Genomic DNA, 22,843 nt, shown 5'->3' with positions numbered 1-22,843 from the left:
CGCTGCATCGGTTAATTTCCGCAATAAACGATTCGTGAAATTTCTGCTAATTTCTTGGGGGCGATCGCAATTGTGGTGTTGCGAGCAAGGGGTAAAATATGACCTTGCCCCCCGACCTAGGAGACCCCCTTTAAAATGCTCGCCAAACGAATTTTGCCTTGCCTCGATGTGAATGCTGGACGGGTTGTCAAAGGTGTGAATTTTGTCGATCTCAAGGATGCTGGCGATCCGGTGGAGTTGGCGAAGGTTTATAACGATGCGGGGGCTGACGAATTGGTTTTCCTCGACATTACTGCCACCCACGAAGACCGCGACACCATTATCGATGTGGTCTACCAAACCGCAGAACAGGTCTTTATTCCCCTCACCGTCGGCGGTGGCATCAGTACCACGGCCCAGATTAGAAACCTCCTGCGGGCCGGGGCCGATAAAGTCAGTATCAATTCTTCGGCGGTGCGGAACCCGGATTTTATCAATGAAGCGGCGGAACGGTTTGGCAATCAGTGCATTGTGGTGGCGATTGACGCCCGGCGTCGGCCAGATCCGGCAAATCCGGGTTGGGATGTTTATGTGCGGGGCGGCCGCGAAAATACCGGCATTGATGCCCTGGGCTGGGCGAAGGAAATGGCCCAACGGGGCGCTGGGGAACTGCTTGTGACGAGTATGGATGCTGATGGTACCCAAGCGGGTTATGACCTAGAACTGACCAAGGCGATCGCCAATGCCGTCGAAATTCCAGTTATTGCCTCTGGGGGAGCCGGCAACACCCAGCATATTTACGAAGCCCTGACGACGGGGAAAGCAGAGGCCGCCCTTTTAGCCTCGTTGCTCCACTATGGTCAACTGACCGTCGCCGAAATTAAGACCTACCTCCAACAGCATCAAGTGCCCGTGCGCCCAACCCAAATCACTCAGTAAGGGGCAGTAATCGTTGGCCGTAAACCAAAGCCTGGTGGCAATAAACGAGGCCTTCGGCTCGGGTGGCGATCGCCTGAGGTTTGAGCATTAATTTTTCCTGGGGGAGCACACCAATTTTTGCCTGGAGAGCCGCCGCCACCGCTGCCTGGGCATAGGGGGGAATTTCCTCCTGATCTGCGTAGTGTTCTGTCAGGGCAATGTCCCCTGGTGGTAAACGCAGACCCTGGGCGATCGCCACGAGGAGATGGACGCGCCATAAGGGTTGCTGGGGTTGGAAAGTATGGTCAGGAAAACCAGAGAAAAAACAGCCTTGATATCCCTGTTGAATGGCCTCGGCGACAGGCAAATGGGACGGCACATCGAGAAATCGTTTCCGGGGCCGTCGGGGACTAGGGTGAAATATGGCCTGGATCCACAGGGCAAACTGGGCGCGATTGAGGGGTTGATCGGGGAAAAATTGGCCCTGGGCTGAACCGTGAATGTAGCCAAGATTGGCGATCGCCTGGATAAAGGGTTTGGCCCAGTGGTTTTGCACATCGCTAAAGGTCGGCAAATAGGGCAGCGGATCGACCAATCCAGGCGCAGCCAAAACGGGTAATTCCCCCTGTAAAACCAAGGCTTGGTGCAAAAAAGCGGCCATTTCCCCCCAGGTGATCCGCTGGAGGGGTCGCAGATCAACCTTGGGCTGGGTCACGACCAAATGGTGTTGGGTTGCAGCGGCGATCGCCCCCATCACCGTCGAAGGAATCTGGGCATAGTCTCGAAAAGCCCGTAATACTGCTGGATTCCCTGGACTCAACCCTAAACCCCGTACCAACGCTTCTAGCACTTCAAACCGTTTCAGCACAGCCTGGGGGCGAAAGGTGCCATCGGGATAACCCGTCAAAAATCCCATGGAGACCGCTTGGGCGATCGCCGCTTGGTCTTGGCGCGCAACATCTGGAAATTCCGGCACAAAAGTGCCCCAGGGTCGTGGCAGATCAAAACATTGGGCTAGCACCCTGGCAAACTCAGTCCGGGTCAGTGGTCGAGCCGGATCAAACCCAGACCCAAACCAAGCCCCTAAACCCTTCACTGTGGCTAACTGATTAGTGAACGATGTGGCCCAATAGTCAGAGAGAGGAGCCAGGGGATCAGGATTAGAGCGATTCATATTGGGCATAGTTAGGGATGCAACCGAGGCAAATCACTCGGCCACGGATTGAACACAGGCGCAAATTGTCCCCATGATAGATTCTTCCGCAGGACTTGCCAGATTTTTGTCAGATTATTGAGTTCTGGCCCTTTTCCTTTCTTGAGGTTTGTAACATCCGGAACAAAAAGCCCCAAAATCAATGCAGTAAACTCATTGGGCACATGACAGGAAAACATTTAACCAAGGGGATGACCCATGCGCCTGGAGCAATTGCAAGCATTTTTGGCGATCGCCGCCACCGGAAATTTTGGTCAAGCAGCCCAGCAATGTGGCGTCACCCAATCCACCGTCAGTCGCCAAATTCAAAGCCTTGAGGCCGCCGTCGGGATGCCCCTTTTTCACCGCAGTGCCCAGGTTAAACTCACCCTGGCGGGGGAACGGTTTCTGCCCTACGCCCGCAAAATTTGTAGCAGTTGGGACAATGCCCGTGCCGAAATCAACGATCTCCTCGCGGGCAATCAATCGGAACTCTGCGTCGCTGCCATTCACTCCGTCTGTGCTTACCATCTGCCGCCCGTACTCCAACAATTTTGTCGGATGTACCCCCAAACCCAACTGCGAGTCACCGCCCTCGGCAGCGATCGCGCCCTAAAAGTGCTGCGGGATAGCCTTGTGGATGTGGCCATTGTCATGAATAATCGCTTTCTCACCGCCAGTCCCGATATGGTCGTGATGCCCCTCTACAAAGAAAGCGTTGAAGTCCTCCTCAGTAGACATCATCCCCTCGCCCAGAAGGAAAAATTAAGCTGGATCGATATCGCGAGCTACCCTCAAGTGGTCTTTAAGGACGGCTACGGTATGCAACGCTACGTGCAAGATCAGCTCGCCAACCACGGCCTCGCCCCCACGGCCACCGTTGAACTCAATAGCCTCGATGCCTTCCGTGGCCTGGTACGCCAGGGTGATATGATTGCCCTTTTGCCCCAATCTGCCCTCGTCGAAGCCCGCACTGATTCTGCCCTTGTGGTCAAACCTCTGCCCGATGCCATGGATATGCGGGAAGTTGTCCTCGTCACGACTAGCGATCGCCTAGAGATTCCCCCAATTCAATATTTTTGTAGTCTCATTACCCAACTTCTTTCTCAACCGCGCCTCGATACCCTTAGTGCCTAGGTCTCGGTTTAGAAAAAGACCCATAAAAAAATTGCCCCGACCAGGGTCAGAGCAAGGAACTGAGGTGACAGCCCACCATTGGTGTAAGTTAGTTGCCGTCAACTAATTTAGAGATCCACTTCGCTCAGTTCACGGGTCATGTGGTCAAACGGTTCATCAATAAAAGCCGTATTCGCAATGCCAGCCGCCGCCGCCATTTCCTTAATCGCATCCTTGAGGAATTGAATTCCCCGAACCGTTGGTGCAATGGGCACCCCTAGGGAATTATAGGTTTCTCTCAAACCCTGTAGGACCCGCTCGTTGAGAACGTCCATATCCCCAGCAATTAAGGCATAGGTGCCATAGCGGAGGTAGTAGTCCATGTCCCGCAAGCAAGCAGAAAAGCGACGGGTCGTATAGGCATTGCCCCCAGCTAAGAGCAGTTCAGGAACCGCTTCAAAGAGACTATTGGCCGCGGCCTTGACGATCTCCGCAGATTGACTATTGATCATCGCCGCAACGGTGATTCGGTCATTCCCCGAAGCAAAGTAGTCTTTGAGGCTCTCGATGGCATCACGGTCAAAGTAACGCCCGGTGGTATCGTAATTTCTGATCAGACTTGTAACAGCGTCCCGCATTAAATTTTCTCCGAACAGCAGTTTTATTAAGCGCGTTTAGAAAAGGATCATCCCAGGGGGATGAGAAGCTTCGTTTTATATTGACATACTCCCATGACTGAAGTACATGGTTTTTCCTTCGGGTAAAGACCCCAGGACGAGCCTGTTTTACGTCGCCCAAAGGAGTAGAGGATGTTTTCTTTCGTAATTTTATACGGCATTTATAATCCCAGGTTTCGGGCCGTATTGATTACATTTCTTTAAAAAAAATAATAAAACTGCTCTAAATCTGAGATCTAAAAGACGATTTTTGTTTTTCCCAAGCTGTACCGAGGCTGTGGCTATTCATGCCAGATGGGGCGACTTTCTGTAAATATTTTGGTGAAATTTTGGCGATCGCCTGACCCGGAGCTTTAAATTTAACCTACCCTGACAGTAAACAGTTCCTGGGCCGCAACCAGTGGAGATGTGACCCAGACTACAACGAACTGCCATAACTCTTTCTAGGATCAAGCGAACTGTGTCGGCGTGAATCCCATTGCTTGCCGGATCCTACCAGTGAAGATTAAGAATTGTTTGTGAGGCACCCCACCATGACCCAGACAGCAACCGATGTTTTACGGCTGATCCAAGAGGAAAATATTCAAATTATTGACCTCAAGTTTGTTGATCTGCCAGGCATTTGGCAACATTGCTCGTTTTACCAAGATCAACTGGACGAAGCTTCCTTTGTTGATGGGGTGCCCTTTGACGGTTCAAGCATTCGAGGCTGGAAAGCGATTAACGAGTCTGACATGGCGATGGTGCCTGATCCCACAACCGCTTGGATCGATCCATTTTGTAAAGAAAAAACCCTCAGCCTCATTTGTTCCATCAAAGAACCCCGCACGGGGGAGTGGTACAGTCGTGATCCCCGCAGCATTGCCCAAAAAGCCGTGGACTATCTCACAGCCTCTGGCCTGGGCGATACTGCCTATTTTGGCCCCGAAGCAGAATTTTTCGTGTTTGATGATGCGCGTTTTGACCAGACGGAGAATAAAGGGTTTTATTACGTTGATAGCGTCGAGGGTCGCTGGAATTCAGGCCGCAAAGAACCGGGGGGCAATCTCGCCCACAAACCGGGCTACAAACAGGGGTATTTCCCCGTACCACCAACGGATACCCTCCAGGATATGCGCACAGAAATGCTGCTGACCATGGCGAAATGCGGCGTTCCCATCGAAAAGCACCACCACGAAGTCGCCACCGGGGGCCAAAATGAATTAGGGTTTCGCTTTGCAACGCTCCTCAAGGCCGCAGATTATTTGATGACCTATAAGTATGTGATCAAAAATGTCGCCCGTAAGTATGGCCGCACCGTGACATTTATGCCGAAACCACTGTTTAACGACAACGGCTCCGGGATGCACACCCACCAATCCCTCTGGAAAGAAGGTCAACCACTATTTTGGGGCGATCGCTACGCCAATCTCAGTCAACTGGCACTCCATTACATTGGTGGCATCCTCAAACACGCCCCAGCCCTGCTCGCTTTTTCTAATCCCAGTACCAACTCATACAAACGTCTTGTTCCCGGCTTCGAGGCTCCGGTGAATTTAGCCTATTCCCAAGGAAATCGTTCGGCGTCGGTGCGCATTCCCCTGTCTGGGCCAAACCCCAAAGCCAAACGCCTTGAATTCCGTTGCCCTGATGCCACGGCCAACCCCTATCTAGCCTTTGCGGCGATGCTCTGTGCGGGCATTGATGGTATTAAAAACGCCATTGATCCAGGTGATCCCCTAGATGTCGATATCTACGATTTGACCCCAGAGGAACTGAGCAAAATTCCTTCAACTCCCGCTTCCCTAGAAGCCGCCCTCGAAGCTCTCCAGCAGGATCATGATTTTTTAACGGCGGGCGGTGTCTTTACGACAGATTTCATTGAGAATTGGATTGAGTACAAATTAGACGCCGAAGTGAATCCCCTCCGGTTACGGCCCCATCCCTACGAATTTGCCCTTTATTACGATTGCTAAACGGCAACCTAGCTCCACAAAAAATCCCACTGCCGATAGTAGTGGGAAACAAATTAATTTATTTGTGACGACAGCTAGACTAAATGGCTGTGTCGAGTAGTAATGCTACGAAAAATGCTTTAGTAGCGGCTACGGCCACCCCCACGGGAAGCCGGACGACGGTCTTCACGGGGTTTTGCTTTGTTAACCTTGAGGTCACGACCCATCCATTCAGCACCATCTAGGGCTTCAATGGCCGCATTTTCTTCGTCTTCGCTAGACATTTCCACAAAGGCGAATCCTCTCGGTCTGCCAGTTTCCCGGTCAGTGGGAACTTGGACACGGTTTACCTTGCCATATTCGGCGAAGGTTTCTTTTAGGTCCTCATCAGTAACCTGATAGGACAAATTTCCAATGTAAATCGACATAATTAACGAATATTCTTCCGAATCGGAGAATCGTAGAGGGCAGAGATTCGGAAAGCTACGCAGTCAGGAAAACTTTAGACAATCTTACTTAACTGGATCAAATCCTTATCTTGTTACGTTTGATTATAGCTGCTCGATTTGATTTTTAATCAGATGTTTCAATTTTTGAGGGTCTTGGGCAGGGAAAAGTTAATCCTACGACTCTCACTGCAAAAATTCTTTACAATCCTGGGAGGATAAGTTGCTGATTTGGGGGGCATTGTATGGGGTTTCCGGTTGTTTATCATCCTGATTATGTGACGCCGATTCCGGAGGAGCATCGTTTCCCGATGCCGAAGTTCCGGTTATTGCATGGGTTGCTGTTGGGGGATGGGGTGATTCAACCGGAGCAAGTTTACCAACCGCAATTGCCAGATCGAGCCTGGCTAGAACTTGTCCACGAGCCGGATTATGTGACGGCCTATTGCCAGGGAACCTTGACCTCAAAGGCCCAACGGCGCATTGGTTTGCCCTGGAGTGCGGGGGTCGTCCAACGGACTTTGACGGCGGTGGGAGGAACGATTTTGACGGCGCAGTTGGCCCTAGAGCATGGGTTGGCCTGTAATACGGCAGGGGGGACACACCATGCTTTTCCGGGCTATGGGTCAGGATTTTGTATTTTGAATGATTTGGCGATCGCCACCCGGACAATTCAGCAACGGGGCTTGGCGCAGCGGATTTTAATCGTCGATCTCGATGTGCACCAGGGGGACGGCACGGCGTTTATTTTCCAAGATGACCCGACGGTATTTACCTTTTCGATGCACTGCGAGGTGAATTTTCCCAGCCAAAAGCAGCGCAGTGATTTAGACCTCGGCCTACCGGAAGGATTGGACGACGATGGCTACCTGCAAATTTTGGCGCACCATCTAGAAGATCTTTTGAGTCAGGTGAAGCCGGATTTAGTGTTTTACGATGCGGGGGTGGACACCCATGTGGGCGATCGCCTCGGCAAATTAGCGATGACGAACACGGGTCTGTATCGGCGGGAACGGCTGGTGTTGAGTACCTGCTTGGCGGCGGGCTATCCCGTGGCCTGTGTGATTGGTGGGGGCTATGCGAAAAATATCCATGACCTTGTATACCGCCATTCCCTACTCCATCGGGCGGCGCGGGATGTTTACTGATTTACTGAATTAAACGGCAAGAAATTCCTGAATCACGGCCTGACTTAACTCATGGGTACTCCCAGAAGCAACAATGCCCCCTTTCTGCATCGCGTAGTAACGGTCAGCTTGGCGCACAAAATGTAAATGTTGCTCGACTAAAAGCACTGAAATCCCCGTTTCCGCAATAATTTGTTTCACAGCCGCTTCAATTTCTAAAATGATCGACGGTTGGATTCCTTCGGTGGGTTCATCTAGGATTAGTAACTTTGGTCGACCCATTAAAGCGCGGGCGATCGCCAACTGCTGCTGCTGACCCCCACTCAGATCGCCCCCCATCCGGTGCAGCATCTCCTTAAGCATTGGGAATAAATTCAAAATTTCTGAGGGAATATTACTCTTATTGCGACGGCCCTTGGGTAAAGCTTCTAGGCCGAGGAGGAGATTTTCCTTAACCGTAACCCGGGGAATAATTTCTCGTCCTTGGGGAACATAGCCAATCCCAGACCGGGCACGGCGATCCGTCGCGAGGGAATTAATTTCCTGGCCCATAAAACGCAGTTTTCCGGTGCGGGGCGGCAACAATCCCATAATTGTTTTCAGAAGCGTTGTTTTGCCGACGCCATTGCGACCAATTAGACAAACCATCTCCCCTTGGGGCACATTCAAATCCACATTCCGCAAAATGTGACTTTCACCGTAATAGACATTGAGATCAGAAACATTCAGAACTGGGGCATCGTTAGCTTGGGTCATGGTTTCAGAAAAACAAAAAGGGGGAATATTGGCTCCCTAATCATAGACAGGAATTCTCCCCCCATTTCGTAACAAAAACAGCAGTATTTTTTTAAATGCGTCCCGCGCTGCCAGATTTAGAGCTCACCACAATCGGCGATCGCAATTTCCTGTTTCGGGGCACCACTACCAGAACCTTGGGCTTCCATAGCTTTGACCACATCCATACCTTCGATAACCTTACCGAAGACCACGTGCTTACCGTTGAGCCAAGGGGTTAAGGTTGTGGTGATAAAGAACTGAGAGCCATTGGTATTGGGGCCACGGTTCGCCATACTCAGCAAACCTGGGACATTGTGGCGCAGTTCAAAGCTTTCGTCTTCAAAAGTGTCTCCATAAATGGATTCACCGCCGGTGCCGTTGCCATTGGTAAAGTCTCCCCCTTGGCACATGAATTCAGGGATCACCCGGTGAAATTTGGAGCCTTTGAAATGGAGGGGTTTGCCCCGTTTGCCGATGCCTTTTTCACCAGTGCAGAGGGCGCGGAAATTTTCAGCGGTTTTGGGGGCAACGTCGGCCCGTAGTTCAAAAACAATGCGTCCGGCACTTTCGCCACCGATGGTGATGTCAAAAAATACTTTGGGGTTGGGCTGTTCGCTCACGATTACTTGTCCTAAAAAATGTCGTCTCTTTAACCAAATGGTACTGCAAGGGTGGTCAGGGGCGATCGCCTCTTCATTGAGTCCAATGCACTAGAACGATTCATAATGCCCACCAATCGCAAAGATGTAGACGGCTTGGTCATCAAATTTGTAAATTAGGCGATCTTTTTGACTGATACGTCTTGACCAAAAGCCCGACAAGTTGTGTTTAAGGGGTTCTGGTTTTCCGATGCCAATGCTTGGATCGTCTCGCAACATATCTTTTAGTACTTTACGTAGTGATTTGTGGAGGGTTGGATTTTTCTGGCGCAATTTTTCGTAGATTTCCCATGTATTGCCCTCAAAAACCAAGGATCTCATCCATTTCCTACGCGTTGGGTTGATAGCCTTGTTGTTTCGTGTGGGTTTCGAGGGAGTCTTTAATTTGTTGCATGAGAACGTTATTTTGCAATATGTAAAGCGTTTCCTGCTCTCTCTCCCAATCTTCAGCACTGATCACAATAAAATCTTTGCCATTCCGCCGAGTCACCTTAAGGGGAAGATGATCAGCAATTACGGTCTCCACAAAAGATTTCAGGTTTTCACGAAATTGATTGACGCTGACTGTATCCATACTTGTGTGTGTTCAAAAATAAATGTACGGAACTACCGTACATAGTAAGAGATAATTTCGATGGCGATCGCCTTTTAGCTGACCTGTTCAATTTGGCGTACAGCGGTCAGGGCAGAATAACTTACCCCAGCTGTACCTTCTCCCGGATGGACAGAATCTCCCACGAGCCAAACATTTTTAAACGGTGTTCTGGTGGCGAATCCAAAGGGCGCAAAGGTGGAAATTCGCTGTCCCACACCGCCAACAAAGCCTTTGTGTCGGGCCGTATAGAAAGCAAAGGTGCGCGGCGTTCCGGCTTCTTGAACAATGATATTTTCTGGGGAAAGGTCAAAATAGCGATTTAATTTGGCGATCGCCTCCTGGGTGTAACGCTCTTTCAGTTCGGCATAACCTTCGCCAAACCAGGGATCCGGATCGACAAAAGAGGAGGCGATAATCGTCCGGTGACCCTCTGGGGCGCGACCATCATTCGGCTTACTCACCGAAACAAAGAGGGAATTATTCTCGCCAATTGCTTGGTCATAATCATAGAGAAATTGCAGGTGAGGTGGACAATTTTTGGGAATTGCCGCTTCCTTAACCCCTAAGTAAATGACAAAAGCTCCCGATGGATCTGGCAAATTTTCAATGCGTTTTTGATAGATTTTTTTAAAAATTGATTTGGGCGGATGCTCTGAAATTTTAATTAAATCTTGAACCGTGGTGTTCGCGACTACATGATCAAAAGCTTGTGTAACAATTTCATTTTGACGCTGATCAAAGACTGTTAATTGAGGCTTGGTTTGACCCAAGTTAATTTCCTTAATGCGGTGGCGAGTGAGTAATTTCCCCCCATGTTTTTCGAGGGCTTCGATCAGGCGATCGCTCAAGGCTTGCATACTACCCTGGAGATGAAATAAACCTTGGGGCGTTTGGGAAACGGCGAGGGCCGTCGCGCCGTAGAGTAGTGCAGTTTCGGAACTATCAACTTGGGAGTACAGCTTTAACTGCAAATCCAAAAAAGTTTTTAATCTTTGATCTGCGGCAACATTACATAATTTCAACGCGTCTAAAACCGTCATCAAAGCAAAGGGAACTGTGATCAACGTATTTAAACGAAATGCCTTGATTAACTGCAAAATATCCCAAGGATTACGGGGTGGCACCACCGGATCGCGGCCTTGAAATTGCCAACTCGCCGCAAATAAAATTTTTAATAAATGCCAAAAATTTTTGCTCGTGGGAAACTGTTTGAGTCGTTCAGCTTCCCACTTTTCCGCATCACGCCAAACGTTGATGGGTTCTGTTTCGCCCGGTAAAAACACCGCACAAGCCGGATCACAAACCGTTGCTTCGGGTAAAGCGACGCCCAATTCTTGAAAAATACGCTGGTGAATCCCTCCTACTTCTAAGCCCGCCACCTGGGTCGCCCCTACATCGAAGGTAAAACCCCGACGCTTAAAAGTGGACGCACAGCCCCCGGCGATCGCCGCCTGTTCATAAACCGTGACATCGTAGCCCCGTTTCGCCAACAAAGCCCCCGCCGTTAAACCGCCAATGCCCGCCCCAATGACCGCAATCTTGCCCTTACTCATCCCGAAACATCCGTTACAATTCTTTACCTTTCCCTATTGTCCAAAATTTTGCCTTTCTTGACAAAAAGGCGATCGCCCCTGATAAAGAGAGATTGCCGAACCTGCTACAGTCCGCAACTTGGTAAAGTATTTAGACAGTCACTAAACAGCCCACCCAGAGAAAAGACCTATGTTTGACGCCCTAGCCGAACGCCTAGAAGATGCCTGGAAATCCCTACGGGGCCAGGACAAAATCAGCGAATCTAACATCAAAGAAGCCCTAAAAGAAGTCCGTCGCGCCCTCCTCGAAGCCGACGTTAACCTCCAGGTGGTCAAGGGCTTTATTTCTGATGTGGAAAAAGCGGCAGTCGGTGCAGAAGTTATTTCTGGTGTTAATCCAGGGCAACAGTTCATCAAAATTGTCTACGACGAGCTCGTCAAAATCATGGGGGAAAGCAACGTTCCCCTCGCCGAAGCAGAAAATAAGCCCTCCGTAATTCTCATGGCCGGGTTGCAGGGGACCGGGAAAACCACTGCCACCGCCAAGCTTTCCCTCTATCTCCGCAAGCAAAATAAAACCGCCCTGATGGTTGCAACCGACGTTTACCGTCCAGCGGCGATCGATCAGCTGAAAACCCTCGGTGAACAAATTGACGTGCCCGTGTTCGACCTGGGCAGTGACGCTAATCCCGTTGACATTGCCAAACAAGGGGTTGAAAAAGCCAAAGAACTCGGTGTTGATGTCGTCCTCGTGGATACGGCGGGTCGCTTGCAGATCGATGCCGACATGATGGCCGAACTGAAGCAAATTAAAGAAAGCATCAATCCCGACGATACATTGCTAGTCGTTGACTCGATGACGGGCCAAGAGGCTGCTAGTTTAACCCGCACCTTCCACGAAGAAATTGGCGTTACCGGGGCCATTCTCACCAAGATGGATGGGGATACCAGAGGTGGTGCGGCCCTATCTGTGCGGATGATCTCTGGTCAACCGATCAAATTTATTGGGGTTGGTGAAAAAGTAGAAGCCCTAGAACCATTCTATCCAGACCGTTTAGCGTCCCGTATCCTCAACATGGGCGATGTACTCACCCTCGTTGAAAAGGCCCAGGAAGCCGTTGATCTGTCCGACGTCGAGGAAATGCAGGCCAAGTTACTCGAAGCCCGCTTTGACTTTGATGACTTTCTCAAACAGATGCGCCTGTTAAAAAATATGGGCTCCCTGGGCGGCATGCTGAAGCTCATCCCTGGCATGGGTAACAAAATTGATAAAAATATGCTCGAACAGGGGGAAGTGCAACTGAAGCGCGTGGAGACCATGATCAACTCCATGACCAAGGAGGAGCGCAAAAATCCGGATGTATTAGCCCAAACACCCAAGCGTCGTACCCGTATTGCCAAGGGCTCTGGGTTATCAGAAAAAGATGTCTCAAAACTCATTGCTGACTTTACCCGGATGCGGAAAATGATGCAGCAAATGGGTCAAGGGGGAGGCTTACCTGGAATGGGTGGACTCGGTGATCTGTTCGGTGGGGGAATGCCTGGGATGGGCGGACGTCCCGGTCGTGGTGGCGCACCGAAGAAAAAGAAAAAGGTGAAAAAGAAAAAAGGTTTTGCTGACCTCTAGGTTTTCGTTGCTACGATGAATGAAATGGTGCCAAATAAACGGAGATTCGTCCATGGCTAGTTTGTATGAAAAGTTAGGCGGCGCAGCGGCAGTTGATCTGGCGGTGGAGAAATTCTACGGTAAGGTTCTGGCCGATGAACGAGTTAATCGTTTTTTTGTCAAAACTGACATGGCCAAACAGAAGCAACACCAAAAGGATTTTATGACCTATGCTTTTGGGGGCACGGATCGATTTCCGGGTCGTTCGATGCGGGTTGCCCATCAAGACTTAGTTAAAAATGCGGGTCTAACGGATGTCCATTTCGATGCGATCGCCGAAAATTTAGTATTGACCCTCCAGGAATTAAATGTGTCCCAAGATTTAATCGATGAAGTCGTCACCATTGTGGGTTCAGTGCAGCACCGCAATGATGTTTTAAACCGTTAGTCGTTAGTATCGATCGACCATTGCACAGTGAAATCAGACGATGGATGGGGAACAATGACCAAAAAGCCCCATCTTTTTTATGGCTATGATTAATTCAGAGCAGTTAAAACCGCCCCTAAAGTGGGCTGGGGGTAAGCGTTGGTTAGTCCCTAAATTACGGTTAATTTGGCGAGACTATCAAGACTATCAATTAATTGAGCCGTTCTGTGGTGGCTTGGCGATCGCCTTGGGTTTGGTTCCGCAAAAAGCAATTTTAAATGACGTTAATTTCCATTTAATTAATTTTTATCAGCAGCTCAAAAAAGGTTTAAAAAGTAGTATTTTAATGGCAAATAATGCTGATTTATATTATCAATGCCGAGACCGTTTTAATGAATTAATTGAAAATAATCAGAGCGAGACCCAAGAAGCCGCGATTTTATTTTATTATTTAAACCGGACTGGGTTTAATGGCTTGTGTCGATTCAATTCCCAGGGAAAATTTAATGTCCCTTTCGGGCGATATCGTTCGATTAACTATAGGGATGATTTTTTTGCCTACAAAAAGTTATTTCAAGCTTGGCAGTTTCAATGGGGAGATTTTGAGAAAATTCCAGTTGCTGACCATAGTTTTATTTATGCTGATCCGCCCTATGATGTGGAGTTTCGTCAGTATGCCGCCGGGGGGTTTAGTTGGGCCGATCAAGAGCGATTAGCCACCTGGCTAGCAGCACAAACCGCGCCAACAATTGCCTCTAACCAAGCCACGCCCAGAATTTTAGATCTGTATCAAAGTTTGGGTTTTACCGTGACGACCTTAAGCGCCCCACGACGCATTGCCTGCAACGGCGATCGCACTCCGGCTAAAGAGATGCTCGCCTTCCGTAATTTGGCAGCAAAAGATTTGTTGAATACATAGGGTTCATGCAATTTCTGCAACTATTTCAGGCACCCTGTAAATTGTGATACCAGTTTTCCGGCGAGAGGAACTTACCTTGAAGGTCTGTCAACTTTTTATGTCTTGGTAAGGGGAGTGAATTCATGGGGCGAAGAAATACAGCACTGTCTGATGTTGCCCAACAGCCAACACTCCAGGAATTTTTGCAGTTATGTACAACGGCGGATCTTCGCCAGGAACCCACCGCCCAAGCCTGGGCCTTTCAGTTACTCCGGGAAGGAACATTTCAAGAACGCTGGCGACTGGTTAAGGTTTTTGCAAAATTAGGCCCAACAGCGATCACCCCTCTCCTGAGCATCGCTGAAGATCACACCGCCGAAATAGAATTACGGTGGTTTGCGATTCGTATCTTGGGACAATACCAAGATCCTGAGGCGATTGCCCGTCTGATCTTGCTCATTGACCATTGTTCAGAAGAATTCCTCCTCGAAGAAATCATGAGAACGTTGGTGCAGCTAGAAGGAAAGGCCGTGGATTATCTAGTGCCGCTGTTGGCCAAGCCAGAAAGTCGTAGCCTCGCCGTAAACGCCCTTTGTAAATTACGCTATCCGCAAATTATTGATCCCCTGCTGACGGTCATTGATGATCCAGATCCGCAAATCCGTTCCTTAGCCATTGAAACCCTCAGTCAATTTCGCCAACCGGAAATTTTTACCGCCCTGTTGTCTGCCCTCACAGATACGGCGGCCCCAGTGCGTCGGGAAGCAGTTAAGGGTTTGGGCTTTTGGGGCCAGTCCGTTGATCCGGTTTTGTTATGCGAAAAAGTCCAGCCGTTGCTCTACGATTTCAACCTGGAGGTTTGTGCCCAGGCCGGGTTTACCCTCAGTCGTTTCCCGATTCCCCAGGCTGCCGAGGCGATCGCCACCGTGCTGCAATCCCCCCATACGCCCAAACCCTTGCAATGTAACCTGATCCAAGCCCTCGGTTGGTTAGCCATTCCAGAAAGTTTAACCCGGCTCGAACCCTTGCTTTACCATGGGGCTGACGCAGTAGTTTTAGAAACCCTCAAGGCATTTGGCCGAATCACCGAACCGAACCTGCGGGGGCAGGGAACAACAATTTTGCTGCAGTTTTGGCAAAAGGTTTCCCAGCCCCAACCCCTGTCGATTCAACAAGCATTCATTTATGCCCTCGGCCAGCTCCAGGATCCCCGCGCCCAGGCTTTACTAACTGTCTTTAGCCAAAGCCCCGACAAACCGATTCAACTCCATGCGATCGCCGCCCTGAAAAAAATTGGCATCGCCGCAAGTTCCGAAGTTAGCTGATTTTTAGAAGCCAATCAGTTAAGCTAATTATTTCTTAATCTGAGAACATCCATTCCCCACCCACAGCAAGGCCCCATGAGTACCGAATTTCGTGAGCTACTGAAGAAAGTTGGCAGCGGTAAACACACCAGCAAAAGTTTGACCCGTGCCGAAGCGGCGATCGCCCTAGACATGATGCTCGATGGTACCGCGACTCCCGCCCAAATCGGGGCCTTCCTCATTTCCCAACGGATTAAACGGCCTACCGGGGTAGAACTGGCAGGGATGCTCGATGCCTATGACCGCCGCAGCCAAAAATTAGACCCCCTCCCCAACGGAGAAAAAGTATTTATCCTAGGGATTCCCTACGATGGCCGCACCAAAACAGCCCCCATTGCCCCAATCACGGCTTTGATCCTTAAAACCGCTGGGGTGCCCGTGCTCATGCATGGTGGCGATCGCCTGCCGACGAAATATGGCCTCCCCCTCGGAGAAATTTGGCAAGCCCTGGGCCTCGATTTCCAAGCCCTCAGTTTTGCGCAACTACAAAGCTACTTCCAGCGCACCCACTTTGCCTGCTGCTATACGCCGACGCTCCTGCCCGCTAGCCAAACCCTGATTTCCTATCGTGAAGAATTGGGCAAACGCCCGTCCCTGGCAACCCTCGAATTGGTCTGGTCGCCCTCTGGCGATCGCCAAGCCCACACCATCGCGGGTTATGTACACCCCCCCACCGAAGCGATTATTCGCGATACTTTTACAGAACGGGGCAACCCTCCCTACACCCTGATCAAGGGCTTAGAAGGTAGTGGCGATCTACGGATTTCCCAGACCACCATTGTAGTCACCAATCAAACCGAATCCGCCGATGGATTTGTCTATCTCAAGCCCAATCCCTATGACTACGGTTTAGGGGGTGAAGACATTCACCTAGAAAGCCCGGAGAAATACTACCAAGATCTCGCCGCGCTTCTCCAGGGACAGCCTTCACCGCTAACCGATTCTGCTGTGTGGAATGGGGGCTTTTATTTGTGGCATTGTGGGCAAGTCAAAGATCTCCAAAGTGGTTTAGATTTAGCCCAAACCTGGGTCAAAACCGGAAAATTACAAGCAACCCTCACGGCTCTCAAGGCTGATTTAGGGGCAAGAATCGCCTCCTAAAATTTCAACAATCACACCAATGATTGCCATCTAATATTTTTATTGTTCACAATCTTAAAAATTTGTAAAAACAACGTTTTCCGTCTAGACTAAAGGGAAGATACCGGAATAATACTTTTTCGTTAATAAAAGGACTGGGCTTGTTTTTTGTGGCGGTCCATCGTTATATATGTGAATGTGAGAAATTTCGCCTGGCGTTTTTCTCAACCATTGATACCAAAAGCCAGTCTTGTTTTTTGGTGCATTTAGTAAAGGGTAATGTGATCTTGTAATATTCGTTGACATTAGGGAGGCAGAGTCAGATGATGACAAACCATGCTGTACAACGGTTGGTGGAATTGGCCGAAGGCATTTACATCGAAACTGCGATCCCTAGGGAAAGTCATCCTGCGCTGCGGTCTGGCTTTGCGGGTTATCCCAGCAATCCCCGTTGGAATGTCCGCAAATATCAGGCTTGGAAACAGGGCAAACAATGGCGACAAGCTTTAGATAATGGGCAACTGGTGGTTGAAGAGCAGCACCTAGTCCCCGTGGTACAACCGGAATGCCAAGCCCCACCTCTCCCCAAGAAAACAACGCGAGATTGGCGATCGCCCCTCAAGAAATTAACCTTTTCGTTGAACTAGACTTTCGTGGATTGACGGGATGGGGTTACAGTAAAATCCTCACACTTTATCTGTCCTAAAATTCCCGTTGGCGATCGCCCTATGCATTGCGATTATTTGATCCAAATTTTAAATGCCCGCGTTTACGACGTAGCCCAAGAAACTCCCCTCGAAATGGCCCCCAATCTTTCGCGCCGCCTGCACAACCATGTGCTATTGAAGCGGGAGGATATGCAGTCGGTCTTTTCTTTTAAGCTGCGGGGCGCGTACAACAAGATGGCGCACCTAACCCCAGAGCAACTGCAATGTGGCGTGATCGCTGCCTCCGCCGGAAACCATGCCCAGGGGGTGGCCCTTGCCGCGACAAAGTTGGGCACGAGGGCGGTGATTGTAATGCCTGTGGTGACACCCCAGGTCAAGATCAATGCCGTTAAAGCCAGGGGTGGCGAGGTGATCTTGCATGGAAATGCCTATGATGATGCCTACGCCCACGCCCGCAAACTCTCGGAGGAACAGGGCTTAACGCTCATTCATCCCTTTGATGATCCCTATGTCATCGCTGGTCAGGGCACCATCGGCATGGAGATTTTACGCCAGTGCCAACAGCCCATCCACGCAATTTTTGTGGCGATCGGCGGCGGCGGATTAATTGCAGGCATTGCGGCCTATGTGAAGCGGGTGCGGCCGGAGATCAAAATTATTGGCGTCGAACCTGTGGATGCCGATGCTATGAAACAATCTCTTGAAACAGGGGAACGGGTGCAGTTATCCCAGGTGGGGTTGTTTGCCGATGGGGTGGCGGTGCGCTATGTCGGGGAAGAAACATTTCGCCTGTGCCAGGAATATGTCGATGAAATTATTCTGGTCTCCACCGATGATACCTGTGCGGCCATTAAAGATGTATTTGAGGACACCCGCTCTATTTTGGAGCCGGCTGGGGCATTGGCGATCGCCGGAATGAAAGCCTATGTGGAGCGAGAAGGCATTCAGGACGAAACCTTAGTGGCCGTTGCCTGTGGGGCCAATATGAACTTTGATCGCCTGCGGTTTGTGGCCGAGCGAGCCGAATTAGGGGAAGGGCGAGAAGCAATTTTTGCCGTGACAATCCCGGAACAACCGGGCAGTTTACGAAAGTTTTGCCGTTGCATGGGCGATCGCAATTTAACGGAATTCAACTATCGCATTGCCGATGAACAGGAAGCCCATATTTTTGTGGGGGTACAAATTGCTGACCGCAGTGAAATTAAGACCCTCGCCGAAACCTTCGAAGCGAATGGCTTTAAAACCCTCAATCTCACCGATGACGAACTGACGAAATTGCACCTGCGTCACATGGTTGGTGGCCGCAGTCCCAAGGCAACCCATGAGTTGTTCTATCGCTTTGAATTTCCTGAATATCCAGGGGCGTTGATGAAATTTGTCGATACCATGAGCCCCCATTGGAATATCAGTGGGTTCCACTATCGCAATAATGGTGCTGATTATGGACGGATTGCGATAGCCGTCCAGGTGCCCCCGGCAGAAATGGACGATTGGCAAACGTTTCTCGACCAACTCGGTTATCGTTACTGGGACGAAAATCAAAATCCCGCCTACAAGCTCTTTTTGGGCTAAGGTTTTGTCCTACTCCCAAAGCACGGCAGCCCGCTCTTGAACCACACGTTGGTAAACCTGCTCCGTGGCGATCGCCAATTTTGCCCAATTAAAACGCCGGGGCAGATCCGCGTAGGCATTTTCTACGAGGATTTTGGCATATTCCGGGTGTTGTAAGACCTCCAAAATTCCCCAGGCGAGGGAACTGGCCACATTCGCATAGGTGACAATGCCCGTTTCGCCGTGGGTGACCACCTCCGGTAAGCCTCCCGTATTGGACACCACCACCGGGACTTTCGCCGCAAAACTTTCGAGGGCAACAATCCCAAACGGCTCATACAAACTAGGGAACACAGCACAATCGGCGATGGTTTGGAACTTATCTAAATCCTCGTCGGACATAAATCCCGTGAAATTACACTGTTCCCAGATGCCCAAATTCCAGGCCTGTTCCTTGAGGCGATCGCCATTGCCCCCCCCAATAATCACAAACCGGACTTTCCCCCGCATCACCTCCAAAATCCGAGGCGCTGCACTCAGGAGCACATTAATTCCTTTTTCGTAGGTTAAACGTCCCACATAATAGACAATCCGATGGTCATCGGGGGCAAACTGACGACGAAAAGACTGACGGTCAAAACTAACCGCATGTTGTTTTTTTTCTGGCCGAATCCCATTAAAAATCACATCCATTTTCGGCCAGGGGGTTTGCAAGGCCCGCTCCAGCTCGTGGCGCATGTATTGACTGCAAACGATCACCCGCCAGGCCTCGTGGGACAGCATTTTTTCCTTGCGGGCGATGTAGCGGTGGGTGTCGGTGTGAATGCCATTGTGGCGACCATATTCCGTGGCGTGAATGGTGGCCAATAGGGGAATTTTAAACTGATGTTTGAGGGCGATCGCCGCATCAGCGACTAACCAATCATGGCTATGGATCAATGCACAGGAGCCTGTTTTTTCTAAAAAAGCAGCACCATAGGCCAGCATTTCCCGGTTCATCGCCCCCACCCACTGGAAAAAATCAGGGTGATCCGGCACGACGACCCGATGCACATGGATGCCCTCGACAATTTCATAGGCTGGTGCTAACCCTGTGGCCAAGGTCAACATATGCACTTCATGGCCCAGGCGGACAATTTCTGGATACAGTTCCCCCACATGGCGAGCAATTCCACCCACAACCCGGGGGGGAAACTCCCAACTGAGTACTAAGATGCGCATTATTCCATCTCCCTCACCGCTTGCAAAAATACCCTTTCTTTCCCCATTCATTTAATCCCTTAAAGAAATTTCACAGCTCGCCGAGTGGGTCTGAACAAACGCTCTTTTTTCCTTTACAATAGAGGTGGGCAAAAACTTTTGCGACAAAGAATGAAAGTTTTTGTTCACTCCTCACACCATACTTCGTCCGAATCGCCATAGTATTCGGGCGTTTTTTTTGTCAGTAATTTAACCAGATTGTTGCGCTCAAAGTTGCCGACTCTCCCTGGGATCAATCACATTTCTTGGTAGGGTTTGCTGCTGTCATATTCCCCTAAGCGATGGAGCATAGAAAAAGCTCGCTATATCCTAGCATTGGTTTTCCTTCAGTTTTCAAGAAAGCATCAAACGCAAAATTTTCTATCATTTTGCCTAAAGTTCCAGATGGGTCGGAGCCTTTATGCTAGAATCCCTAGGTATCCTTAGAAAAATCTTGTATAAATTAGGAATTTAGAGGCATGTCAAAAACTGCCGCAGTCACAGACGCAACCTTTCAAGAAGAAGTCCTCGAAAGTGACGTCCCTGTACTCGTCGACTTCTGGGCTCCTTGGTGTGGTCCCTGTCGTATGGTTGCTCCCGTCGTGGAGGAGATCGCCGAACAATACCAAGATCAAATCAAGGTGTTTAAGCTCAATACTGACGAAAACCCTGGTGTCGCCAGCGAATATGGTATTCGGAGCATCCCGACCTTGATGATTTTCAAAGGGGGCAAAAAGGTCAGCATGGTAGTCGGTGCTGTGCCCAAAACAACCCTCGCTGCTGCGATTGATAAAGAACTTTAAAAAAATTCTCTTAAGAACTTCAACGCACTCCTAGACAGCAACGGCATCATTTAACATCCGGCTTTTGCACTCAGCCCTAGTGTATTCCTAGGGTTTTTTAGTGTCTGGCTGGGTGGCGATCGCCTTGAGTTTTTGATAGGCATCGGAATTTGCTAACTCCGGTGGTGGCGAAAAGGTGGCAATGCCTAAACTTGGGGACGGTAGTGCTGAAGCGATAGAGGCTTCGGGGCGAGATTGTACAGGCGGAGTGGGGGCGACTTTGGTCGGCAGTTCGGCACAGATCAGGCTTTCAAATTCTCGATTGAACTGGACTTGGGGCTTTTCCCAGCGCTGCCAAACCCGCAGGATTGCCGTGACCGAAATTTTTTTATAGCGCCCCCGATATAGGGCTTCGAGGACAGCTAGACGAACCCAGGCGACGGGACTATGGGCACACCATTGCTCAATGGTGGCTGCAGCGGTCTGACCATTGAGTTCAAAGCCATAATATTCTAAGAGGGCAATCGTTTCGGCGATCGCCTGCTGTTCTGGGATGCTCTCCCCCATAGCAACTGTTCTCCTCTTGGTGACTGGTTTCTATCATCCCCTAAAGGTGAGGTTCACAACAATCTAAAGGTGAACATTTTGCTGTCAAATTTCTGAGCGGTTAACACGGTTACGCACTTTAGCAATGGTTTGGGGCAGTACCCCGACCAACTCAGCAAAAACATCATCGGACAGTTGGGCGGCTGTGTCGAGGTCAAACCAATTTTCAAACTGATTTAAAATAATTTGGGCCCGCTGTTCTGGTACGGGTTTGTCGGTGATCTGCTTCAGGAGTCGGACCCACTGCCGCCGAATGAGGTAGGCTTTTTCCCGCTCAGTACCGGGCGCTGGCACCAACAGGGACAGAGCCCCCACGGGAATTACCGATTCTACATCTTGATCAAAAACGCCACCAATGATCGCCCCTGGGCCAGCAAAATCGCCGTGGTAGGCTTTGCGCAAAATCAGTCCATTTTTACGGCGGGGGTTCACCATCAAAAGCTCTCCCTGCTTCAATTGAGCCAAAATTTCAAGATGGTCTATGGGAGAATTTGTCGTTGAGGGGGGAGTAGAGCCCATGGCAAAGGATAAAGAACAGTGGCGATCGCCACATCAGCGGCGGTGAACTAAGAAACAAAAAGACTTAGGGAGATAAACTCTTTTGGACAAAGAGACGGCGCGGCCGACGCAGGAGCCAAGCACTTAGGGGACGTTCTGCATATTTAATATCATACCCACAACTGAGATAGAGTTGTTTGGCAGCTTCATTATTTTCCAAAACATGGAGGGCCACACTGCCATAGTGCCAGTAACGCACTTGGGTTTCACAACGGGCCAAAAGTTTTCGAGCAATGCCCAAGCGACGGTATTGGGGATTTACTGCCAAATTAGAAATATAGGGGGCTTTGGCGGGGGCGATCGCCAGCGCATTTAAATAACGTACAGAGATTTCCACTGTGCCGACAATTTCCTGGGCTGTCGCCGTTTGCATTGCTGCCACAAAACAAGCGTGGTGCTCTTTGGTCTGTTTGAGACGATGGTGTAAATCTTCATAGACCCCCAGGCGCAGGAGAGGCGTCAGCCAGCCCCAAGTGCCTTGGTAGTGGTGGAAACTATGGGTCAAGACCGTTGCCAGGGCGCGGGCATCCTCCAGGGTAGCAGGCCGAATACTCAGGGTACTCTGGCTGAGGGCCACATCGGCTGAGGACAGTTGCGGGATATTCCAAACAGAAGAAAGACGAGGATTCACCAAGCCTCCGGAAACAAGGGTAAAATTTTTCTAGAAAAACTTGAAACCACAAACCATTGTGCCAATTTTATGAATGGCTTGTCGAGGGATAGATTTTGCCAATCATCTGCAAGGCTCTAAATTTGTGGGCCACCATTCTGATCATGATGCCCACCGACAATCGGTAAACAAGTCTTGAATGAAGGGCGTTTGAGTAACTGAAAGCAAGCCGATGTCATCTTCAATGAACGTTTGAAAGCGGCACTGCATATTGTGAGGGAATCTTTACCATGGGACGAAAATCTAAACTAAAAAAACAGCGTAAAGCGATCGCCCAAAATCCATCCGCTGCCAAGTCTCCATCACCCAAGGGGGATATCGAGACCCTGAATCAGCTTGGCTACGGCGAACACAATCGACTGCGATCGCCAGAAATTCCCGCCGATCGACCAGAACCCCAGTTATAAAGCTGTAATAAAAATCCCCCCTCGCCTGGAGGAGG

The 22,843-nt window shown here is 49.9% G+C and carries 25 protein-coding genes; 13 read left to right on the top strand and 12 right to left on the bottom strand.

From position 1 onward, the window contains the following. The first annotated feature begins 135 nt into the window (after positions 1-135). Positions 136-918: an imidazole glycerol phosphate synthase subunit HisF gene (gene hisF / locus AWQ22_RS08420; RefSeq protein WP_012307249.1), complete on the top strand. Its 783-nt coding sequence runs from the start codon at positions 136-138 to the stop codon at positions 916-918. Here the strand turns inward: hisF and AWQ22_RS08415 are convergent. Beyond that, the gene (locus tag AWQ22_RS08415) at positions 908-2,080 is read right to left on the bottom strand and encodes an S-layer homology domain-containing protein (RefSeq protein WP_065710784.1); all 1,173 of its coding nucleotides are present in this window, start codon (positions 2,078-2,080) and stop codon (positions 908-910) included. The two genes, hisF and AWQ22_RS08415, sit on opposite strands and share 11 nt — an antisense overlap. Before the next feature lie 228 nt (positions 2,081-2,308). Between AWQ22_RS08415 and AWQ22_RS08405 the strand changes: the two genes are divergently transcribed. Continuing rightward, entirely contained in the window at positions 2,309-3,226 is a 918-nt protein-coding gene (locus AWQ22_RS08405) for a LysR family transcriptional regulator (RefSeq protein ID WP_012307245.1), read from the top strand. Between the two features lie 107 nt (positions 3,227-3,333). Here AWQ22_RS08405 and apcB read toward each other — a convergent pair whose 3' ends face one another. Then, positions 3,334-3,843, bottom strand: a complete 510-nt coding sequence (gene apcB, locus AWQ22_RS08400) for an allophycocyanin subunit beta (protein WP_012307244.1) — start codon at positions 3,841-3,843, stop codon at positions 3,334-3,336. Between the two features lie 572 nt (positions 3,844-4,415). On the opposite strand from apcB, the gene glnA reads away from it, so the two are divergent. Then, positions 4,416-5,837: a type I glutamate--ammonia ligase gene (glnA, locus tag AWQ22_RS08395; RefSeq protein WP_065710783.1), complete on the top strand. Its 1,422-nt coding sequence runs from the start codon at positions 4,416-4,418 to the stop codon at positions 5,835-5,837. A gap of 119 nt (positions 5,838-5,956) precedes the next feature. Here glnA and AWQ22_RS08390 read toward each other — a convergent pair whose 3' ends face one another. Further along, positions 5,957-6,244, bottom strand: a complete 288-nt coding sequence (locus AWQ22_RS08390) for an RNA-binding protein (protein WP_012307242.1) — start codon at positions 6,242-6,244, stop codon at positions 5,957-5,959. A gap of 263 nt (positions 6,245-6,507) precedes the next feature. On the opposite strand from AWQ22_RS08390, the gene AWQ22_RS08385 reads away from it, so the two are divergent. After that, complete coding sequence (locus tag AWQ22_RS08385) at positions 6,508-7,410, top strand: histone deacetylase (protein WP_065710782.1); 903 nt, start codon at positions 6,508-6,510, stop codon at positions 7,408-7,410. 9 nt (positions 7,411-7,419) lie between these two features. Here the strand turns inward: AWQ22_RS08385 and urtE are convergent, their stop codons facing one another. The 5 genes from urtE to crtD all read right to left on the bottom strand — a co-directional run bounded on the left by urtE (position 7,420) and on the right by crtD (position 10,973). Further along, positions 7,420-8,145 (bottom strand): urea ABC transporter ATP-binding subunit UrtE, encoded by a 726-nt coding sequence (gene urtE, locus AWQ22_RS08380; RefSeq protein ID WP_030006985.1) that lies wholly within the window; start codon positions 8,143-8,145, stop codon positions 7,420-7,422. A 116-nt stretch (positions 8,146-8,261) separates the two neighbouring features. Continuing rightward, the gene (locus tag AWQ22_RS08375; RefSeq protein ID WP_012307239.1) at positions 8,262-8,786 is read right to left on the bottom strand and encodes a peptidylprolyl isomerase; all 525 of its coding nucleotides are present in this window, start codon (positions 8,784-8,786) and stop codon (positions 8,262-8,264) included. A 90-nt stretch (positions 8,787-8,876) separates the two neighbouring features. Next, positions 8,877-9,146, bottom strand: a complete 270-nt coding sequence (locus AWQ22_RS08370; RefSeq protein WP_062434333.1) for a Txe/YoeB family addiction module toxin — start codon at positions 9,144-9,146, stop codon at positions 8,877-8,879. Between the two features lie 7 nt (positions 9,147-9,153). Continuing rightward, a complete protein-coding gene (locus AWQ22_RS08365) occupies positions 9,154-9,399 on the bottom strand; it encodes a type II toxin-antitoxin system Phd/YefM family antitoxin (protein WP_065710781.1) in 246 nt (81 codons plus the stop codon). Between the two features lie 74 nt (positions 9,400-9,473). Continuing rightward, positions 9,474-10,973 carry a C-3',4' desaturase CrtD gene (crtD, locus tag AWQ22_RS08360; RefSeq protein WP_065710780.1) on the bottom strand — a complete coding sequence of 500 codons (1,500 nt, stop codon included), beginning with the start codon at positions 10,971-10,973 and terminating at the stop codon, positions 9,474-9,476. Positions 10,974-11,142: 169 nt separating this feature from the next. Here crtD and ffh point away from each other — a divergent pair, with 169 nt between their 5' ends. The 7 genes from ffh (at position 11,143) to ilvA (ending at position 18,567) form a co-directional block, all read left to right on the top strand. After that, on the top strand, positions 11,143-12,579 hold the full coding sequence (ffh, locus tag AWQ22_RS08355; protein ID WP_012307235.1) for a signal recognition particle protein: 1,437 nt from the start codon (positions 11,143-11,145) through the stop codon (positions 12,577-12,579). A gap of 52 nt (positions 12,580-12,631) precedes the next feature. Continuing rightward, on the top strand, positions 12,632-13,006 hold the full coding sequence (locus AWQ22_RS08350; RefSeq protein WP_065710779.1) for a group 1 truncated hemoglobin: 375 nt from the start codon (positions 12,632-12,634) through the stop codon (positions 13,004-13,006). A gap of 79 nt (positions 13,007-13,085) precedes the next feature. Beyond that, complete coding sequence (locus tag AWQ22_RS08345; RefSeq protein WP_084448978.1) at positions 13,086-13,904, top strand: Dam family site-specific DNA-(adenine-N6)-methyltransferase; 819 nt, start codon at positions 13,086-13,088, stop codon at positions 13,902-13,904. Positions 13,905-14,026: 122 nt separating this feature from the next. Beyond that, complete coding sequence (locus AWQ22_RS08340; RefSeq protein ID WP_065710778.1) at positions 14,027-15,208, top strand: HEAT repeat domain-containing protein; 1,182 nt, start codon at positions 14,027-14,029, stop codon at positions 15,206-15,208. A 75-nt stretch (positions 15,209-15,283) separates the two neighbouring features. After that, positions 15,284-16,348: an anthranilate phosphoribosyltransferase family protein gene (locus AWQ22_RS08335; RefSeq protein ID WP_065710777.1), complete on the top strand. Its 1,065-nt coding sequence runs from the start codon at positions 15,284-15,286 to the stop codon at positions 16,346-16,348. 302 nt (positions 16,349-16,650) lie between these two features. Further along, the gene (locus AWQ22_RS08330; protein WP_012307230.1) at positions 16,651-16,974 is read left to right on the top strand and encodes a hypothetical protein; all 324 of its coding nucleotides are present in this window, start codon (positions 16,651-16,653) and stop codon (positions 16,972-16,974) included. Positions 16,975-17,055: 81 nt separating this feature from the next. Beyond that, positions 17,056-18,567, top strand: coding sequence for a threonine ammonia-lyase, biosynthetic (gene ilvA / locus AWQ22_RS08325; protein WP_065710776.1), 1,512 nt, complete (start codon positions 17,056-17,058; stop codon positions 18,565-18,567). Between the two features lie 9 nt (positions 18,568-18,576). Here ilvA and AWQ22_RS08320 read toward each other — a convergent pair whose 3' ends face one another. Then, positions 18,577-19,767, bottom strand: coding sequence for a glycosyltransferase family 4 protein (locus AWQ22_RS08320; RefSeq protein ID WP_065710775.1), 1,191 nt, complete (start codon positions 19,765-19,767; stop codon positions 18,577-18,579). Positions 19,768-20,264: 497 nt separating this feature from the next. On the opposite strand from AWQ22_RS08320, the gene trxA reads away from it, so the two are divergent. Next, positions 20,265-20,588: a thioredoxin gene (trxA, locus tag AWQ22_RS08315; RefSeq protein ID WP_012307227.1), complete on the top strand. Its 324-nt coding sequence runs from the start codon at positions 20,265-20,267 to the stop codon at positions 20,586-20,588. 87 nt (positions 20,589-20,675) lie between these two features. Here trxA and AWQ22_RS08310 read toward each other — a convergent pair whose 3' ends face one another. The 3 genes from AWQ22_RS08310 to AWQ22_RS08300 all read right to left on the bottom strand — a co-directional run bounded on the left by AWQ22_RS08310 (position 20,676) and on the right by AWQ22_RS08300 (position 22,362). Beyond that, complete coding sequence (locus AWQ22_RS08310; protein WP_065710774.1) at positions 20,676-21,134, bottom strand: hypothetical protein; 459 nt, start codon at positions 21,132-21,134, stop codon at positions 20,676-20,678. Positions 21,135-21,218: 84 nt separating this feature from the next. Further along, positions 21,219-21,692 (bottom strand): hypothetical protein, encoded by a 474-nt coding sequence (locus AWQ22_RS08305; RefSeq protein WP_030006998.1) that lies wholly within the window; start codon positions 21,690-21,692, stop codon positions 21,219-21,221. A gap of 64 nt (positions 21,693-21,756) precedes the next feature. After that, positions 21,757-22,362, bottom strand: coding sequence for a GNAT family N-acetyltransferase (locus AWQ22_RS08300; RefSeq protein ID WP_157094600.1), 606 nt, complete (start codon positions 22,360-22,362; stop codon positions 21,757-21,759). 269 nt (positions 22,363-22,631) lie between these two features. Here AWQ22_RS08300 and AWQ22_RS16720 point away from each other — a divergent pair, with 269 nt between their 5' ends. After that, entirely contained in the window at positions 22,632-22,808 is a 177-nt protein-coding gene (locus AWQ22_RS16720; RefSeq protein ID WP_156785471.1) for a hypothetical protein, read from the top strand. Positions 22,809-22,843: the final 35 nt, after the last annotated feature.

Source organism: Picosynechococcus sp. PCC 7117 (assembly GCF_001693275.1).
Taxonomy (GTDB): Bacteria; Cyanobacteriota; Cyanobacteriia; order Cyanobacteriales; family MRBY01; genus MRBY01.
Note: the sequence above shows the minus strand (reverse complement) of the source record. Positions and strands in the feature narration are given on the sequence as shown.